Raw genomic sequence first — 16632 nt, 5'->3', positions numbered from 1 at the left:
CTTCTATTGGGTGTATCATGAACAAAGCCGTAACCGACGAAACCTTCGCGACGGATGTGCTGAAATCCGGCAAGCCCGTTCTGGTGGATTTCTGGGCTGAATGGTGCGGTCCGTGCCGGTCCATCGCTCCGTCGCTTGAAGCCCTGGCCGAGGAATATGACGGCAAGCTTGAAGTGGTGAAGGTGAATATCGACGAGAATCCGATGACCCCCACCCAATATGGCGTGCGCGGCATCCCAACCTTGCTGATCTTCAAGGACGGCCAGGTGGCGGCCCAGCAGGTGGGCGCGGCGCCCAAATCCGTTCTCAAAGCCTGGATCGAGAAGAGCCTTTAATGTCCGACCGCGCGTGCCCGCCGGATACCATGCCGATGATTCGCGCCATTGCCATGCCCGCGGATGCCAATGCCAATGGCGATATTTTTGGCGGCTGGCTGATGAGCCAGATGGACTTGGCGGCGGGCAACCTCGCCCAGCGCGCGGCGCATGGGCGTTGCGTGACCGTGTCCGTTGAGGCGATGAGCTTCATCCGCCCGGTGAAAGTGGGCGATGAGGTGAGCGTCTATTGCGAGCTTCTCTCCACCGGCCGCACCTCGATGAATATTTCCGTCGAGGCTTGGCGGCGGGAACGCGCCGAGCAGAATGACGAGCGCGTGACCAAGGCGGTGTTTAAGTTCGTGGCCATCGACTCCACCGGCCGCCCCCGGCCGTTGCCCGGCAAGGTGTAAGCCGGGTTTCAGCCTCCCGTTGCCAGGAAAATCGTCGCCTGGCTCGGGGCGCTGGAGGGCAACCCAAGCCCCTCCAGAAACGCCAGAATATCCGCGTTCGGCACCGCCCGCTCCAGATCGCGTGTGATCAAATGATAATCCGGCGGGTAATAAGCCAGCGCCACCGGCGCCTTGACCGGAATCGCCCGCCAGCAGGCGCGCATCGCCTCTTTTGGGATCAGTTCGTCGTGCCCGCCATAAAGAAACAGCGCCTTCTGCCTGAAATGCCCGCACGCCTCCTGGGCCTGGCCCATCAGTTTCACCAGCCCGGCGATATTGTCGATGCGCGGGGCATGGATGGTCAGCGGATCCTCCCCAAAAGCAATCAGCGCCGCGACGTTGTCCGAGGCTTTAACGTGCAATGACTGCCCAGTCAGCCGTTTGCCTGGGGCGAAGAAATCCGCCACCCGCAGCGTCACCTTATAAAGCGGGTCCATCACCGGCCCGCCCCACACGGCGGGGGCTGAGAGCACATACCCCTCCACCGGCGGCGGGTTGGCCGAGGCACCGAGCAAAATGCCAATCGCCCCGCCCATGCTCTCGCCCATGATGTAAAGCGGCGTGTGCGGATAGCGGGCGCGCAATTGCTCCGCCTCATCCCGCGATTCATCCACCAGCACCTTGGTTCCCGGCCAATAGCCCCGGTTTTTCGTCGCCCCGAAGGAGGAAAGGTCTGGCGCGTAAATCTCCACGCCGTGCGGGTTCAGGTAGCTGGCCAGAATCGCCCACCCGTCCCGGCTGTCGGTATAGCCGTGCAGCGCCAGCACCACCTCTTTCACCTTCCCTCGCGCCGGGTACAGCCGGTAAGGCTGCCGGGCTCCGTCCTTCAGCTCAAAATAGCCCGAGGTGATGATGGGATGCCCCGGCCTTGCTTTCGGCACCCCGAACGGGCTGGAGGCACAGCCGGATACCACCAATGCCAGCCCCAGCTTGGGTGCCGCGCGGAATAAAGCTAAGAGAGGAGCGGTTAAAGCTTTGAAACGGAGAAGGGCCCCATGAGCGTACAGACGGATTCGATCAATCATTCCGAGATCATTCATGTAAAAACCCGTTCTGTCTCCTGCGACGGCGGCGCCGGGCCGCTTGGCCACCCCAGGGTTTACCTACAGATTCCCGGCAAGCAAGTCGCCTGCCCCTATTGCTCGCGCATCTTCGTCCTGGACGCCGACGCCGTGGACGAGAGCCATTGAAACTCGTCCTGGTTGACGGCTCGGGTTTTATCTTCCGGGCCTTTCACGCCATCCCGGACATGCAGCGCGACGATGGCGTGCATGTGAATGCGGTTTTCGGCTTCTGCAACATGCTGGCACGGCTGTTGAAGGATCATACCGGCACGCATCTGGCGGTGATCTTCGATGCCGGACGCAAAACATTCCGTGACCGCATTTACGGCCAGTACAAGGCCCACCGGCCGCCCCCGCCACCGGAGCTGGTACCGCAATTCGCGCTCATCCGCGAGGCCACAAAAGCCTTCGGCGTGCCCGCCATCGAGCTTGAGGATTGGGAAGCGGACGACCTTATCGCCGCCTACGCCAAAGCCGCGCGGGAGGAGGGGGGCGAGGTCGTCATCGTCTCTTCCGACAAGGATTTGATGCAGCTTTTACGGGACGGCGTGGAAATGCTGGACCCGATGAAGAACACCCCCATTGGCCTGGAGGAAGTCGCGAAAAAATTCGGCGTCACGCCGGATAAGGTAATCGAGGTCCAGGCCCTCATTGGCGACTCGGTGGATAACGTGCCGGGCGTGCCGGGCATTGGCCCCAAGGGCGCGGCGGCGCTCATCGACGAATATGGCACGTTGGAAAAAGTGCTGGAGGCTGCACCCTCCATGAAGCCGTCCAAGCGCCGCGAATCGCTGATTGACCATGCCGAGGCCGCGCGACTTTCCAAACAACTCGTCACCCTGCGCGACGACGCGCCCTTGCCCGTGCCGGTGAATGAGCTTGGGGTGAAGGCATGGGACGCGGCGGTGCTGCGCGCCTTCCTGGTGGAAAATAATTTCCGCTCCATCCGCCACCGCCTCGGTCTTGAGGACGGCGTCGCGGAGGAGGCTGTGGAGGTGGAGCACAGCAACGCCCCCTTCGGCCCCTACAAACCCATTTACAAGCTGGAAGAGTTGCGCGAAATCGCCGCCACGGCGCGCGAGACCGGTTTGCTCGCTCTCTCCGTCCAGACGGATAATCCCAACGGCCTGCACGGCAATCTGGTCGGGCTGGGAGTGGCGACGAAGCCAGGGCAGGGGGCGTATCTGCCCCTCAAGCACCATGTCACGCTGGATGCCGAGCCGCAGCTCCCCTGGGATGAAGCGGCCGAAGTCCTGAACGCGATCTTTACCGACGTTGCGGTGCTGAAAATTTTCCACGACGCGAAATTCTCGCTGGAAGCCCTGCACCGCGCCGGGCTGGCAACGGTGGCGCCGCTGGATGACGCCATGCTCATTTCCTACGCTCAGGATGCCGGGAATTTCGCGCAGGACCTCGCCACTTTGGCCCGCGTGCATCTCTCCCACAGCGTCAAATCCGCTGACGATGTCACTGGCATGGGTCGCAACCGCGTGAACTTCGCCGAGGCCCCGGTGGAAAAAGCCACCGCCTATGCAGGTGAGGCGGCGGATGTGGTGTTGCGCCTCTGGGGGCAGCTCAAGCCCGCTCTGCGCGTGCATAAATCCCTCGCCCTCTACGAATTGCTGGAGAAAAAACTCATTCCCGTCCTGGCGGAAATGGAAGCCGCCGGCGTGCTGGTGGACAAGGACGATCTTTCCGCCATGTCCGCCGAGTTTGAGCGCCGCATGGGCGCGTTCGAGAAACAGATCCACAAGCTCGCGGGGCACGAGTTCAATGTCGGCAGCCCGAAGCAACTGGGCGAGGTGCTGTTTGAGGAAATGAAACTCTCCGGCGGCAAGAAAGGCAAAACCGGCGCCTGGGGCACGGATTCCTCCGTGCTGGAAACACTGGCCGAACAAGGCGAGGAAATTGCCGCGCGGGTGATGGATTGGCGCCAGCTTTCCAAGCTGAAATCCACCTACGCGGACGCGCTGGTGGGGCAGATCGACCCCAAAACCGGCCGCGTGCACACCAACTTTCAGATGGCGGCCACCACCACCGGGCGGCTTTCCTCCACCGATCCGAATTTGCAGAATATTCCCATCAGAACCGAGGAAGGCGGGCGCATCCGCAAGGCCTTCATCGCGGCACCAGGGCACAGCTTGGTCTCGGCGGATTATTCGCAGATCGAGCTTCGGCTTCTGGCGCATGTCGCGGATATTCCCGCGCTGAAGGAGAGTTTTGCCAACGGTGAAGACATCCACGCCCGCACGGCCTCGGAAGTGTTCGGCGTGCCGATGAAAGACATGGACAGCGCCACCCGCCGGCGCGCGAAGGCGATTAATTTCGGTATCATCTACGGCATCTCCGCCTTCGGCCTGGGGCGTCAGCTTGGCATTTCCGCAGGTGAGGCCAAGAGCTATATCGACGCTTATTTCAAACGCTACCCCGAAATCCGCGCCTATATGGACAACACGAAGGAGCAGGCCCGCACGGATGGTTTCGTGCTCACCCCCTTCGGCCGCCGCTGCTGGGTGCCGCGCATAAAAGACAAAATCCCCGCTTTGCGTGCTTACGCGGAACGCCAGGCCATTAATGCGCCCTTGCAAGGCGGCGCGGCGGACATCATCAAACGCGCGATGGTGAAATTACCAAAGGCTTTGAAGGAAGCTGGCCTTAACGCGAAACTCTTGCTCCAGGTGCACGACGAACTTCTCTTTGAAGCTCCAGATGACGAAGTCAAAGCCGCAGCAAAGCTGGCACAAGACGTTATGCAAAACGCAGTAACCTTGTCAGTGCCCCTGGTGGTGGAGACGGGGATTGGGAAGAATTGGGGAAAGGCGCATTAGTTGTCTGGTTGCGAGACGTCATTGGCATAATAGAGGATTTCATCGACCTTTGGCAGCAGGTCATTGCTGTCTGCGGGCTTGTAGTGTGGGTTTGCCAAGCGTCCATTGCGTGCAAGATGTCGACGAACGGTGTCAATGGGTGAGCCCCCGGACAGCACGCGTTGTCGTCGCCCGTTGTAAGCATAGTTGAAGCCGTGAAGAAATATTTCGAGATATGCATTTCCGGCGACGTTAATGCCGAGAACTTCGCTTGCAATGCGACCGTTGAAGCGCTCGACCATGCCATTGGTTTGCGGCGTGTAGGGTTTGGTCGTGCGCCGTATAACCTTGATTTTCTCACAAGCGTTCTCAAAATCATCGGCGGCGAAGCAAGCCCCACGATCTGTCAGCACATGCGTGATGTGGAAGGGGGAAGGCTTTTTGCGCCGCTGCTAGGAACGCGACTGCGTTGACGGCATTTTCGGCGTCGAAGACGGCCAAGTGTACGAAACACGAGCAGCGATCGATTGCGACATAGAGATAGCGCTTGCGCACCTCACCATCTGCGGTCCGTAGCTTCGGTAGGTGTTTAACGTTGATATGGACGTAGTCGAGGTCATAGTCCCGAAACTGCCCTTGCCCTTTGGCTGGCTGGGGCAATGGCTTGGGAGGACGCCGATTAAGGCATTCAGCCCGCAAGACGCGCTTTATGATTCCGAGGTGATGAGCCGGTTTGTTGGCATCGACCTGGGGCGCGAGCCTGTACCCGATGAGACAACGATCCTCAACTTCTGGAGCGCCACGAGTTGTGCAGCGAGATCCTACGAGACGTGAACAAGTATCTGGCCACGCGCGGGTTACGGATTTCCACCGGCACAATCGTTGATGCGACCATCGTGCATGCGCCGTCCTCGACGAAGAACGAGGCGAAGGCGCGCGATCCCGAGATGCGCCAGACCCGCAAGGCCAACCAATGGTATTTTGGCATGAAGGCGGATATCGGTGTGGATTCCAAGACCAGGCTTATCCACGCCGTGGCGGCTACGGCCGCGAATGCGCTTGACAGCACGGTGCTGGAAGACCTGCTGCATGGGGATGAAATACAGGTCTGGGGCGATCAGGCTTATAGCGGCCAGCGCGAGGTCATCCGTTGACGCTGATGCCCGCCCCGGGCCAGGGATTTCACAAACCGTCGTTGCAGGGTCAAGGGCGTGGTCGACGAGGTCGAGAAAGCGAAAAACCGGCGCAAACTTCCTAAAATGATACCCAAGAGGCTGCCACAAAATCCAATTTGACCGCGGCCCAGACCGCAGGAAAACCTTGGTCCGACACCGCCTGGATCATGATTGTGATGCTGACCGTAACGCCCATACTTCATTAAGAATTGCAACCATATAGAACAGGCTTTAGAGAGCCAAAAATACTTGTCACGCCGAGGCCGTCCACATAAGGTTCCTTAGTGGTTACTGTTCCCCGTAAGTGGAGGGTGGGGCGTTTCGCCGTAACTCTGGATCAAGCCCTGTTTCATATCATTAGGTAACGGCTCTATCATTTCTCGAACTATTTTTTGCGCGGAACTTACTTTCCTGTAAGCTGGCGCATTCCAGTCAATCACAGCAGTGGTGAGGGCGGCATCTCCATTTCCTTCTTTGCCTGAAGCCTAAGCAGTATTGGCTGGAGCGGGCGTTTCCAAGTCTGAAGTAACATCAAAGCGCTCATGACACTACCAAACGCCCTTAGTTTCGAGCATCGTTTCATTCTCCTGTTAACCTTGCTCAAGCTTTTGCTATACGTCGTGACCTTTCAAGCCGCCCAGACACAAGAAGGAGCGGCCCCCTTCAAAGGACCGCCCCCAAAAATCCCGGTAAAACCACTCTGTATCAGAACGCCAGGTTGGTCGCCTGCATCACTAGCGGCAGGGCGCGGACTTTCTCCAGCACGGTTTCCGGCGTCTCTCCATCGGTGGAGACAAGGCAGATGGCGTCCTCGCCCTCGGCAGCGCGGCCCAGATGGAAGGTGGCGATGTTCACGCCTGCGTCCGCCAGTGTGGTGCCGAACCGTCCGATAAAGCCCGGTTTGTCCTTGTTGGTGACATACAGCATATGCGGCGCAAAATCCGCCTCCACTTTAATGCCCTTAATCTCAACTAGACGCGGCTTGCCATTGCCGATCAGTGTGCCCGCCACAGCGCGCGTGCCTTTCTCTGTGGTCACGGAGATGCGCACCAGCGTCTGATAATCGCCCGTGCGGTCGCTAGAGGCTTCTGCCACCTCGATCCCATGGTCACGCGCCAGAACCGGGGCGTTCACCATGTTCACACCTTCCATCACCGGGCCCAGCAGACCGGCAAGAGAGGTCGCGTTCAGCGGGCGGTGATTCAGGTTGGCAACGGCGCCTTCATACTCAATGAGAATTCGCTGGATAGTCCCATCCTGCGCGCGGGTTAGCTGTCCGGCAAAGGCGCCCAGCAGGCGGCAAAGCTCCATGTAGGGGCGCAGGCGCGGGGCTTCCTCGGCGGTGACGCTCGGCATGTTCAGTGCATTGGTCACGGAGCCGGTGAGCAGGAAGTCGGAAATCTGCTCAGCGACCTGCAGTGCCACATTTTCTTGCGCCTCAGAGGTGGAGGCGCCCAGATGCGGGGTGCAAACCACGTTCTCCAGCTCGAACAGCTTGTTCTCTTTGGCGGGCTCCACCTCAAACACGTCCAGCGCTGCGCCTGCAACATGGCCGGACACAAGTGCGTCATACAAAGCTGCCTCGTCAACCAGCCCGCCGCGAGCGCAGTTGATAATCCTCACGCCCTTCTTCATCTTCGCAATCGCCTCGCGGGAGATGATGTTGCGCGTCGCTTCAATAAGTGGCGTGTGCAGGGTGATGAAGTCAGCCTTGGCGAACACCGTGTCCAGGTCCGCCTTCTCAACGCCCAGCTCCACGGCGCGGGCTTCGGTCAGGAACGGATCATACGCCAGTACCTTCATCTTCAGCCCAACCGCGCGGTCTGCGACGATGGAGCCGATATTCCCGCAGCCGATCAGCCCCAGCACCTTGCCGGTCAGTTCAACGCCCATGAAGCGGTTTTTCTCCCACTTACCAGCCTTGGTGGACGCGGTCGCTTCCGGTAGCTGCCGGGCCAGCGCGAACATCATCGCAATCGCATGCTCGGCGGTCGTGATGGCATTGCCGTTGGGTGTGTTCATCACCACCACGCCGCGCGAGGTGGCGGACTTTACGTCTACATTATCCACGCCAATGCCAGCGCGGCCAACAACCTTGAGGTTGCTTGCCACGTCCAGCACTTCCTTCGTCACCTTGGTGGCGGAGCGGATGGCGAGGCCGTCATACTGGCCGACAATTTCACGCAACTCGGCGGGTGTCATGCCCACCTTCACATCAACGTCAACGCCACGGCTTTTGAATATCTCGATGGCGGCGGGCGACAGCTTGTCGCTAATCAGAACCTTGACCATGTGTGGAATCCTTGCAGGGGTTTTTCACCGCTCATATAAAAAGCGGCATCAAAGACTTTTGAAAAATTGGATGACGGGCGAGATTATCGCCCCGGCTTTCAAGCCTGGGCGACCGTGTCGATCGCGTAGTCGATCCAGGGCAGCAGCGCCAGAATGTCGGACTTCTCGATGGTGGCACCACCCCAGATCCGCAGGCCCGGAGGCGCGTCGCGGTACGCACCAGTGTCCAGCGCTGCGTTCTCTTTCTCCAATAGCGCGGCAACCGTCTTAGCGGCCTTGGCTTGGCCTTCAGCATCCAGCGCTTTGAACCATGGCGCGTCGATGGCAAGGCAGATGGAGGTGCAGGAGCGCACGGAGGCGTCTTCGGCCAGGAAGCGCACGCGCTCGTTGCCCTCAACCCAGTCAGCGATCGCCTTCAGGTTGGCTTCGGAACGGGCAATCAGTCCCTTCAGCCCGCCCACGCTCTCGGCCCAGCGCAGGCCATCCAGCGCATCTTCAACACAGAGCATGGAGGGGGTGTTGATCGTCTCACCAACGAAGATGCCCTCGCTCAGCTTGCCCTTGGAGGTCAGGCGGAAAATCTTGGGCAGCGGCCAAGCCGGGGTGTAAGTCAGCAGGCGTTCCACCGCGCGCGGGGAGAGAGCCAACATACCATGCCCGGCTTCACCACCCAGTACTTTCTGCCAGGACCAAGTAACAACATCCAGCTTGCCCCATGGCAGATCCATAGCGAAGGCGGCGGAGGTGCAGTCCGCGATCACCAGACCTTCACGGTCAGCCGGGATGAAATCGCCATTAGGGAAGCGTACACCTGAGGTGGTGCCGTTCCAGGCTAGCACAATGTCGTGGCTGAAATCGATCTGCGTTACATCCGGCAACTGTCCGTAAGCGGCCTTAATCACGCGGGCATCGGCCAGCTTCAGTTGCTTGACCACATCCGTCGCCCAGGCTTCGGAGAAGCTCTCATGCGCAAGCACATCAACAGGGCGGGCACCGAGCAGAGACCAAAGGGCCATCTCAACCGCGCCGGTGTCGGACGCGGGAACAATACCCAGGCGCCAGCCTTCCGGCATGCCAAGGATCTGCTTGGAGAGGGTAATCACCTCGGCTAGCTTGGCTTTCGGACCTTTCGCGCGGTGCGAGCGGCCGAGCAGCGCGCCTTCAAGGGCGGTCAGCGAGAAGCCGGGGCGCTTGGCGCAAGGGCCGGATGAGAAATTGGGATTCTGCGGATGCACTGCCGGCTTGGCGACTGGAGAAAAATCTGCCATTAAAACTCTCCCTTACAGAAGAAAAGCGCTCCGGTGGGGGAGCGTGACCCGAGGAGGCCTCTACTGCGATTTAGTCGTTGCCGCAAGCCTCTTTGGCGCATCCCTGCCTGCTTTATGGATTAATTGTTACTGAAAGGCCCCGCACGGCCCATGAGCGAACTGGACCCGATCGATCGTTCCATCCTGCGCCTGCTGGCGGCGGACGCCTCGCTCTCACTCAATGACATTGCCGAGAAGGTGGGGCTGACCGCAACACCCTGCTGGAAGCGCATCAAGCGCATGGAAGAAGCAGGCATCATCAAAGGGCGCGTTGCGGTGCTGGACGCAGACAAGCTCGGTCTGCCTGTCTCGGTGTTTGTTTCCGTTGAAACAAGCGACCATTCCGCCTCCTGGCTAGGCAAGTTTCACGAGGCGGTTCAAAATACCCCCGAGATTGTGGGGGCGTGGCGAATGAGCGGCGATGTCGATTACCTGCTGCATGTCGTGGTGCCGGATATCGCTGCTTACGACTCCTTCTACCGCAAGCTGATCGAGATGGTGCCGCTGCGGAATGTGTCGAGCCGCTTTGCGATGGAGCGCATGAAAGAGGGCGCGCTCCCCATCTGACCCCGAAACCTCACGGCGCTGCGGGGGCTAAAGCGGCAATCCACGCACCGCCGCCTTGAGCGTCCACGGCCTCTCCGGAAGGCAACAAGGCAGCATCCAGCGCGCCCAGGGCGGTGCCGTTCAACATCATCGGCCCCAGGGTGAGCATCAGATATGCTGCCGCGCAGGCCGGGCGCTGTATGCCCTCCGGCTCATAATCCAGTGATGCGGTGAAACAGGCCGGATCAAACATCAAATTAATATTGTGCACTGCCCCACCCACCGGAGCGGCATGGGTTGCAGCATCACCGGCAAAGCCAAAAGCCGGTCCCGCCGGAGAGAGTTCCACGGGTTGCTGTCCCTCAACCTCCAACCGTAACCGCCCTTGCAAAATCCCCATGAATCGGGAGATACCAGGAAAGCACGAAAACGCTCCCGCCTGACTCACTTCAGCCAAACTTAGCCGCCAACCAAATTCACGCAATCTGCCCGGTGCGCTGGCCACAACGGACGTAACGCCACCCCCGTTTTTCCAAGCCACTTCAATGCGCGCGGCGGCAGGCAAAAGCTGCATCATACTTGCCGGACAAATCGCGCGCCCTCAGCGCGCAGCGTGGCAATGTCCGGGCATCCCATCAGCGCCAGGGCAATTTCAATCTCCTTCGCCAGATGCGCGATTATGGCTCCAACCCCGGCTTCACCGCCCGCCGCTAGCGCATACGCCATCGCGCGTCCCAGCATCACGCCCGAGGCCCCCAGCGCCAGCGCCTTTACAATATCGGCACCGCGCCGAAACCCACCATCAACCAGCACCTCAATCTCCGGCGCCGCTGCTGCAATATCCGCCAGTTGGGAGATGGTGGAACCCGCCCCATCCAGTTGCCGCCCGCCATGGTTGGAAACAACAATCCCATCCATGCCAAGCTGCTGTGCCCAGTTCGCGTCCTGGGGGTGCATGATGCCTTTCAGAATAATCTTCCCCGGCCATTGTGTCCGTACCCAGGCAAGATCTTTCCAGGCTAGCCCCGGATCGATTCGCGCTGAGAGAGCGGCGGCCTGCGCCAGCACGCCACGGCCGAACTCCTTGCGTCCCTCCAGAGCCTCTACCCGCAGCTTACCCTGACGCAGCATCTCCAGGCACCAGCGTGGCCGCTGGGCCAGTTTCAAGGCCAACACTGGTGGCACACGCGTTAGCGTCCGAAAGCCGTTACGTACGTCGCGCTCGCGTATCGCGGTTACGGCGCAATCCACGGTCACAAACAGCGTCTTCACCCCCGCCGCCCTGGCCGCTCCCATCATGTCCAGCGCCAAGCTACGATCTTTAAGGACATAGAGCTGGAACATCGGCTGCGCCGGCACTTGCTTCGCCAGCCTCGTGATGGAGGCGATGGAGAAACACGAAAGACAGAATCCAACCCCGGCCTTGGCGGCTGCCCGCGCGGCCTTCATTTCACCTTCGCCCGCATAAAGCCCCAAGAACCCGACCGGCCCCAGCATAAAGGGCAGGGCATGTGTCTTGCCCAGAAACTTTGCCCTCAAATCTGGCGTGGTGATGCCGGTAAGCACGCGCTGTTCAAGCAGATATTTGGCGAAATCAGCCTCATTGGCGTGCATTGTTGATTCTGATGCCGCGCCGCCATCAATATATTCAAAGAGGATCCTCGGCAGGCGCCGTTGCGCCTGACATCTGGCATCGGCTACCGTCAGCAACATGGAGACACCGTCCTTTGCAGAAGCTTCGTGGCACCCCGTGCCGCCCGAAAACCAGTCTTTTTCATGATATTCTGATAAAAATTCGCTTGGTTTTGGTCAATCTTTCGCGCGTGCTTCCGTTTGGAGGCGCCGCGCAAATTGGATGCACGATGCTGCGATGCGGAAAGCATAGTTTTTTGCAGGATAAATTCGGCTTGACAGAGCGTAGGGTGATGATTACCAGTGTTTATACGAGGGTAAAAATAATTAGGGTGAGCGTCCATCCGGCTTCATGAATTCAAGCCCGGAGTGCGCTGCCTGATTTTTGATAAAGAATGCACTTTAGGGAGAAAGCCAGAATGAACTCAAAAACCCTTTATGGTTTTACTGCATTGTCTTTGGCGCTGAGCGCGGCTGTGCCCGCCATGGCGCAGACTGTGTCGCCGCCGCAGGTCAGCCAGATTAGCACCAAGAAGGTCACCGTTGCCTTTCTTCTGCCGGAAAACTCCTCCCCGCGTTATGAGCAGGTGGACCGTCCAGAATTCACCAAGATGGCCAAGATGGCCGACCCGAACGTCAAGCTGATCATCACAAACGCCAACTCCAACCCCTCCACCCAGCTTAACCAAGCGCAGTCCGCCATAACCAATGGCGCTGACGTGCTTGTTGTGGACCCGGTGGATGGCAAAGCTGGTGCCGCGATCGTCGCTTACGCCGCCCGCAACCATGTGCCGGTGATTTCTTATGACCGTCTGATTCAGGACTCCAAGCCTGCCGGTTACGTGTCATTCAACAACACCAAGGTCGGTGAGTTGCAAGGCCAGTACATCGCGGATCACGTGAAGCCGGGCGGCTCTATCATCATGATCAACGGCGCCCCGACGGACCCGAACGCTTTTGACTTCCGCAACGGTGCACTTTCCGTGCTGAAGCCGCTGGTGGAAGCAGGCAAGTTAAAGATCAGCTACACCGTGATGACGCCGAACTGGAGCCCTGAAAACGCGTTCCAGGAAACCCAGCAGGCGCTGACCCGCCTCAATAACAAGGTGGACGGCGTGCTCGCCGCCAATGACGGCACAGCTTCCGGCGCCATCCGCGCTCTGCAGGCTGTTGGCTTGGCGGGCAAGGTGCCCGTGACCGGACAGGATGCCACCAATGGTGGCTTGACCTTCATTCTCGAAGGTCTGCAGTCAATGACCGTGTTCAAATATGTGCCGGACGAAGCCGCCGCCGCTGCGAAGTTCGCCGTGTCCCTCGCTGCCACTGGCAAGGTTCCCGCTGACCTTGTGAATGCCAAGGTGAATAACGGCAAAATCGAAGTTCCCTCAGTGCTGCTGACCCCGATTGTGGTGACAGCCGCCAACATGAAAAACGCGGTGATTGATTCGGGCTATGCCAGCCTGTCTTCCATCTGTGTGGGTGACGCGAAAAAAGCGTCGCTCTGCCAGAAATAAGCCGACGTCAACTTGGGAGGTGAGGCGCCCATGCGCGCTTCACCTCCAATTTTTTCGGAGACTCCAATGAATTCAGCCAGCACGCATGAATTGTTGAGCGTGAAAGGCCTGCATAAAAAGTATGGTGCGGTCACGGCGCTGCGCGATGTCAGCTTCACGGTGCGGCGTGGCGAGGTCACAGCGTTGCTCGGCGACAATGGTGCTGGAAAATCCACCACCATCAAAGCCATCGCAGGTGCCGCCCCAGCTGATAGTGGCAGTATCTTGCTCGATGGACAAGAGGTTCAAATCCGCCGCCCCGCGGATGCCACATCGCTCGGTATTCAAACCGTTTATCAGGACCTTGCGCTTTGCGATAATCTCGGCATTTGCGCCAATCTTTTCCTTGGTCGCGAACGTGTCAGTACGCCGTTCAAGCTGCTCCGCGATGTCGATATGGAAGAAGAAGCCCGCCGCGTTTTAAAAACATTGCGCGTCAATCTTCCTTCTCTGGATACACCGGTGGCAGCGCTCTCTGGTGGCCAGCGCCAGGCCGTGGCCATTGCCCGTGCCGTGCTGTGGGGCACTAAGCTTGTCATCATGGATGAGCCGACAGCCGCGCTGGGTGTCGCGCAAACAGCGGAAGTGTTGCGTCTGGTGCGTGACCTTGCCGGGCAGGGCTTCGGCGTTATCCTCATCACGCACAACATGCAGAATGTTTTTGAAGTTGCGGATAGCGTGGTGGTGCTGCGTCTGGGCGAAACCGTCATGGAACAGCGCAAAGACGAACTAACGCCGGAAGCCGTGGTGGGGTGCATTACTGGTTCGCGCACAACCATCGGAGGCATGGCATGAGCACAAATGCGGTGAACACAATGACAACAACAGAGATTCAATCGCCGCTGCACCGCTGGGTGCAGAAATTGATGCACTCCACCGATCTTGGCATGATGCCCGTCATCGCGGCTTTGATCGCAATCTGGATTGTTTTTGAATTTCTCAATCCACACTTCCTCACCCCGCGCAATCTGAGCAATCTCTCCGCGCAGATTGTTGTGACCGGCACTTTGGCCCTGGCGGAAACATTTGTCATCCTGCTTGGCATGATCGATCTGTCGATTGGCTGGAGCAGCGTAGTCGCCGCCTCCGTCTTTTCGGTAGGCACGGTCTTCCTCAATCTGCCGGTCTGGCCCTGCGTATTCCTGGGTATTGGTGCTTCGGTTCTGCTCGGTTTTCTGCAGGGACTTCTGGTTTCGCGCATCGGCGTTCCCAGCTTCGTCGTGTCGCTCGGCGGCGCGATGATCGCGGAAGGTCTGGTGCTCGCCATGCTGACGCAGCATGGTGGATCTGTCCCCCTGTCTGATAATCTTTCAACCGCCGTCGGCACCTTGAACGTTCCGCCAGCTTGGAGCTGGGGCATTTCTCTGGTTTTGTTCGCGGCGTTTGCAATCGTGATGCTGATGCGCCATGCGGACCGCCGTAAGCGTGGCGCCGGTGAAGCCCACACCATCGTTATTGCCAAGCTCGCTTTCATGCTGGCTGTGGTTGTCATCGGTGTCGGTCTACTTTGCGCCTATCAAGGTATACCCGTCCTGCTCATGATCTTCCTGGCTGCGCTTTTCTTCTGCGCGTTCCTCACGAAGTCTATGCGCTATGGCCGTCATCTTTACGCGGTGGGAGGCAATGCCGAGGCAGCACGCCGTTCAGGCATCAATGTCCGCTTCATTCAGCTTTCCGCTTTCACCATTGCCGGTGCGCTGGTTGGGCTTGGTGGTCTACTTGATGCCGCGCGCCTTGGTGTGGCGTCTGCAACCATTGGCGACGGCGATGTGCTGTTGAACGCCGTGGCCGCTGCGGTCATTGGTGGAACAAGCCTCTTTGGTGGTCGTGGCTCTGTGTATGGCGCCTTCTTTGGTGCGCTGGTCATTGCCAGCATAACCAACGGAATGAACTTAGTCGGTGCGCCTTCTTCTGTCCGGTTCGGCGTTGAAGGTTTTATTCTGCTAATCGCTATCACGCTCGATACCGTTTTGCGTCAGCGCCGTATGCGTTCAGGCCGCGCCTAAACAAACCAACAATTAAAATAGAAAAAGGGTTGAGCTATAAGCTCAACCCTTTTTTGTTTTAAAAGAGTCTATGAAATAACTTTGGTTTTATATAGACGTTGGGACTACAGACAGTTTGGCGGGCGAGGGCCCTGGCAAAAAGCCAGGGCCTCCGAAGATCATTTTAGGGCGATGCTCACATCCGCGCGCCACAACCTAGAACCACCGGTCAACCCGGCCTCATTCACCGCTAGCTGCACAGCCTCAGGCATTTCGTCCGCGGTGAAGAGCCGGGAATTTCCACCGCCCAGATACAGAACGTCGAAATTCACCAAGCTGGCAATGCGCCGGATCGTTTCCCGCACCCGCTCTTTCCAGACCGCTTCACCCACGCGCTTTAGTGCCGCATCACCGATGAAATCATCATAGCTGGGCTCTTCACCAGCAATATGACGGCCTAATTCAATTTGAGGCGCGGGCACACCATTGCGAAATAGGGCAAACCCCATGCCGGTACCCAGGGTCAGCACAACTTCAATACCATCCCCGGCAATAATGCCGAGCCCGTGCAGCGTCGCATCATTGGCAAGCTGAGTGGGCCGCTCAAAGCGCTTGTTCATAAGAGCAGTCAGATCCGTTCCATGCCAGTTCTTACTGCCAAGGTTCGGCGCGGTGAGAATGATGCCGTGCTTGATTGCACCAGGGAATCCTATGGAAATCGCGTCAAATTCCCCCAGCGGTGCGATCAGCTCGGCAATATGCTCCATCATCAGTAGAGGCGTGGAGTCAGACGGTGTAGGACATCGACAAGGTGGACTAACAATCTCGCCTGACGCATTTAAAATCGCCGCTTTCAGGCTAGTTCCGCCAATGTCGATTGAGAGGATTCTATCCGGGTGTATTGTCGCCTTCATATCTGTCCCCAAAAATACAGAAGGCCCGCCTGGTGCAAACCGGGCAAGGCCTCCCTGATTATAAAATCGTTAAACTTTTTCAGCGTCGTCTTCACATTAGAACCAGATTTTTTAAGGCCTGGGGTTTTGTTTTCCAGGCCGAAAAATTTGGTTTCTTGCCACCGGTCTGTAGAGAATTGCAACAGATGGCAAGAAGGAAACTCCTGATTAGAACGCGTACTTCAGATAGAAACGGCTGCTGAAGTACGGGTTGTTGTAGTGAACATTGGACTCAGAGCTGTTCTGGGCAAACGCGGCATCTGTATCCCAGGCAACGGAGAGGCCCTTGAGCACATCGGCAAGGCTGTAGCTGAAACCGGCGTCGATGACGTGGATTGCTTCGTTATGGATTGGCGTCACACCGGACGGGAACCCATACGCACCGTCATAGTTATAGGTGCTGCCGCCAAAGCCGTAATCGGCATTATACTCAACATAGGTAGGCGTAATGGTCAGCTTGTTGTTCAGCGCCATGATGGTGCCGGTGATGCCGTAAGCATAGCCAGGCCCGATATCTTCAATGCCGTTCTGCATCGTATCGGTGAAGACCGT

At 58.6% G+C, this 16632-nt stretch carries 14 protein-coding genes and 3 pseudogenes; 9 read left to right on the top strand and 8 right to left on the bottom strand.

The annotated features are described in order from the left end of the window. The first annotated feature begins 17 nt into the window (after positions 1-17). Both trxA and BUB54_RS16860 read left to right on the top strand, forming a co-directional pair. The gene (trxA, locus tag BUB54_RS16865) at positions 18-335 is read left to right on the top strand and encodes a thioredoxin (protein ID WP_048880144.1); all 318 of its coding nucleotides are present in this window, start codon (positions 18-20) and stop codon (positions 333-335) included. Beyond that, on the top strand, positions 335-727 hold the full coding sequence (locus tag BUB54_RS16860) for an acyl-CoA thioesterase (protein WP_048880145.1): 393 nt from the start codon (positions 335-337) through the stop codon (positions 725-727). The genes trxA and BUB54_RS16860 overlap by 1 nt, the downstream gene beginning before the upstream one ends. A gap of 8 nt (positions 728-735) precedes the next feature. Here the strand turns inward: BUB54_RS16860 and BUB54_RS16855 are convergent, their stop codons facing one another. Further along, on the bottom strand, positions 736-1647 hold the full coding sequence (locus tag BUB54_RS16855) for an alpha/beta fold hydrolase (RefSeq protein ID WP_175556540.1): 912 nt from the start codon (positions 1645-1647) through the stop codon (positions 736-738). 114 nt (positions 1648-1761) lie between these two features. Here BUB54_RS16855 and BUB54_RS16850 point away from each other — a divergent pair, with 114 nt between their 5' ends. Together BUB54_RS16850 and polA are read left to right on the top strand one after the other, a co-directional pair. Beyond that, a complete protein-coding gene (locus BUB54_RS16850; RefSeq protein ID WP_048880147.1) occupies positions 1762-1956 on the top strand; it encodes a zinc-finger domain-containing protein in 195 nt (64 codons plus the stop codon). Continuing rightward, entirely contained in the window at positions 1953-4658 is a 2706-nt protein-coding gene (gene polA, locus BUB54_RS16845) for a DNA polymerase I (RefSeq protein WP_082075766.1), read from the top strand. Before BUB54_RS16850 ends, polA begins: the two co-directional genes overlap by 4 nt. On the opposite strand, the pseudogene BUB54_RS20055 reads toward polA, so the two are convergent. Next, positions 4655-5348, bottom strand: a pseudogene (locus BUB54_RS20055) (DDE-type integrase/transposase/recombinase); the annotation flags it as partial. The gene polA and the pseudogene BUB54_RS20055 sit on opposite strands and share 4 nt — an antisense overlap. On the opposite strand from BUB54_RS20055, the pseudogene BUB54_RS21635 reads away from it, so the two are divergent. Further along, a pseudogene (locus BUB54_RS21635) lies at positions 5334-5887 on the top strand (IS5 family transposase); the annotation flags it as partial. The pseudogenes BUB54_RS20055 and BUB54_RS21635 sit on opposite strands and share 15 nt — an antisense overlap. 630 nt (positions 5888-6517) lie before the next feature. On the opposite strand, the gene serA reads toward BUB54_RS21635, so the two are convergent. Next, positions 6518-8104: a phosphoglycerate dehydrogenase gene (gene serA / locus BUB54_RS16825; protein WP_048880476.1), complete on the bottom strand. Its 1587-nt coding sequence runs from the start codon at positions 8102-8104 to the stop codon at positions 6518-6520. Positions 8105-8202: 98 nt separating this feature from the next. Continuing rightward, entirely contained in the window at positions 8203-9372 is a 1170-nt protein-coding gene (locus BUB54_RS16820; protein WP_048880475.1) for a phosphoserine transaminase, read from the bottom strand. Positions 9373-9522: 150 nt separating this feature from the next. Between BUB54_RS16820 and BUB54_RS16815 the strand changes: the two genes are divergently transcribed. Then, positions 9523-9978: an Lrp/AsnC family transcriptional regulator gene (locus BUB54_RS16815; protein WP_048880474.1), complete on the top strand. Its 456-nt coding sequence runs from the start codon at positions 9523-9525 to the stop codon at positions 9976-9978. A gap of 10 nt (positions 9979-9988) precedes the next feature. Here the strand turns inward: BUB54_RS16815 and BUB54_RS16810 are convergent, their stop codons facing one another. Together BUB54_RS16810 and BUB54_RS16805 are read right to left on the bottom strand one after the other, a co-directional pair. Beyond that, positions 9989-10534 carry a HutD/Ves family protein gene (locus BUB54_RS16810; RefSeq protein WP_082075804.1) on the bottom strand — a complete coding sequence of 182 codons (546 nt, stop codon included), beginning with the start codon at positions 10532-10534 and terminating at the stop codon, positions 9989-9991. After that, positions 10531-11670: an alpha-hydroxy acid oxidase gene (locus tag BUB54_RS16805; RefSeq protein WP_048880472.1), complete on the bottom strand. Its 1140-nt coding sequence runs from the start codon at positions 11668-11670 to the stop codon at positions 10531-10533. Before BUB54_RS16805 ends, BUB54_RS16810 begins: the two co-directional genes overlap by 4 nt. 338 nt (positions 11671-12008) lie before the next feature. On the opposite strand from BUB54_RS16805, the gene BUB54_RS16800 reads away from it, so the two are divergent. The 3 genes from BUB54_RS16800 (at position 12009) to BUB54_RS16790 (ending at position 15148) form a co-directional block, all read left to right on the top strand. Continuing rightward, positions 12009-13103: a sugar ABC transporter substrate-binding protein gene (locus BUB54_RS16800; protein ID WP_082075803.1), complete on the top strand. Its 1095-nt coding sequence runs from the start codon at positions 12009-12011 to the stop codon at positions 13101-13103. Between the two features lie 66 nt (positions 13104-13169). Continuing rightward, positions 13170-13937 carry an ATP-binding cassette domain-containing protein gene (locus BUB54_RS16795; RefSeq protein ID WP_048880470.1) on the top strand — a complete coding sequence of 256 codons (768 nt, stop codon included), beginning with the start codon at positions 13170-13172 and terminating at the stop codon, positions 13935-13937. After that, positions 13934-15148, top strand: coding sequence for a sugar ABC transporter permease (locus BUB54_RS16790; RefSeq protein ID WP_241869478.1), 1215 nt, complete (start codon positions 13934-13936; stop codon positions 15146-15148). Before BUB54_RS16795 ends, BUB54_RS16790 begins: the two co-directional genes overlap by 4 nt. A 158-nt stretch (positions 15149-15306) precedes the next feature. Here the strand turns inward: BUB54_RS16790 and BUB54_RS16785 are convergent, their stop codons facing one another. Both BUB54_RS16785 and BUB54_RS16775 read right to left on the bottom strand, forming a co-directional pair. Continuing rightward, positions 15307-16041: an ROK family protein gene (locus BUB54_RS16785; RefSeq protein ID WP_073211955.1), complete on the bottom strand. Its 735-nt coding sequence runs from the start codon at positions 16039-16041 to the stop codon at positions 15307-15309. A 207-nt stretch (positions 16042-16248) separates the two neighbouring features. Further along, a pseudogene (locus tag BUB54_RS16775) lies at positions 16249-16632 on the bottom strand (hypothetical protein); the annotation flags it as partial.

Origin of the sequence: Acidocella aminolytica 101 = DSM 11237, from assembly GCF_900129125.1 — a bacterium.
Taxonomy (GTDB): domain Bacteria; phylum Pseudomonadota; class Alphaproteobacteria; order Acetobacterales; family Acetobacteraceae; genus Acidocella; species Acidocella aminolytica.
The sequence above is the reverse complement of the archived record's forward strand: the minus strand, read 5'-3'. Positions and strand labels throughout refer to the sequence as shown.

Bases quoted from the DNA above. Each gene is read 5' to 3' on its own strand.
- BUB54_RS16785 (WP_073211955.1), bottom strand. From the start codon at position 16,041: ATGAAGGCGACAATACACCCGGATAGAATCCTCTCAATCGACATTGGC.
- serA (WP_048880476.1), bottom strand. From the start codon at position 8,104: ATGGTCAAGGTTCTGATTAGCGACAAGCTGTCGCCCGCCGCCATCGAG.
- trxA (WP_048880144.1), top strand. From the start codon at position 18: ATGAACAAAGCCGTAACCGACGAAACCTTCGCGACGGATGTGCTGAAA.
- BUB54_RS16790 (WP_241869478.1), top strand. From the start codon at position 13,934: ATGAGCACAAATGCGGTGAACACAATGACAACAACAGAGATTCAATCG.
- BUB54_RS16795 (WP_048880470.1), top strand. From the start codon at position 13,170: ATGAATTCAGCCAGCACGCATGAATTGTTGAGCGTGAAAGGCCTGCAT.
- BUB54_RS16860 (WP_048880145.1), top strand. From the start codon at position 335: ATGTCCGACCGCGCGTGCCCGCCGGATACCATGCCGATGATTCGCGCC.
- BUB54_RS16800 (WP_082075803.1), top strand. From the start codon at position 12,009: ATGAACTCAAAAACCCTTTATGGTTTTACTGCATTGTCTTTGGCGCTG.
- BUB54_RS16820 (WP_048880475.1), bottom strand. From the start codon at position 9,372: ATGGCAGATTTTTCTCCAGTCGCCAAGCCGGCAGTGCATCCGCAGAAT.
- BUB54_RS16815 (WP_048880474.1), top strand. From the start codon at position 9,523: ATGAGCGAACTGGACCCGATCGATCGTTCCATCCTGCGCCTGCTGGCG.
- BUB54_RS16850 (WP_048880147.1), top strand. From the start codon at position 1,762: ATGAGCGTACAGACGGATTCGATCAATCATTCCGAGATCATTCATGTA.
- BUB54_RS16805 (WP_048880472.1), bottom strand. From the start codon at position 11,670: ATGTTGCTGACGGTAGCCGATGCCAGATGTCAGGCGCAACGGCGCCTG.
- BUB54_RS16810 (WP_082075804.1), bottom strand. From the start codon at position 10,534: ATGATGCAGCTTTTGCCTGCCGCCGCGCGCATTGAAGTGGCTTGGAAA.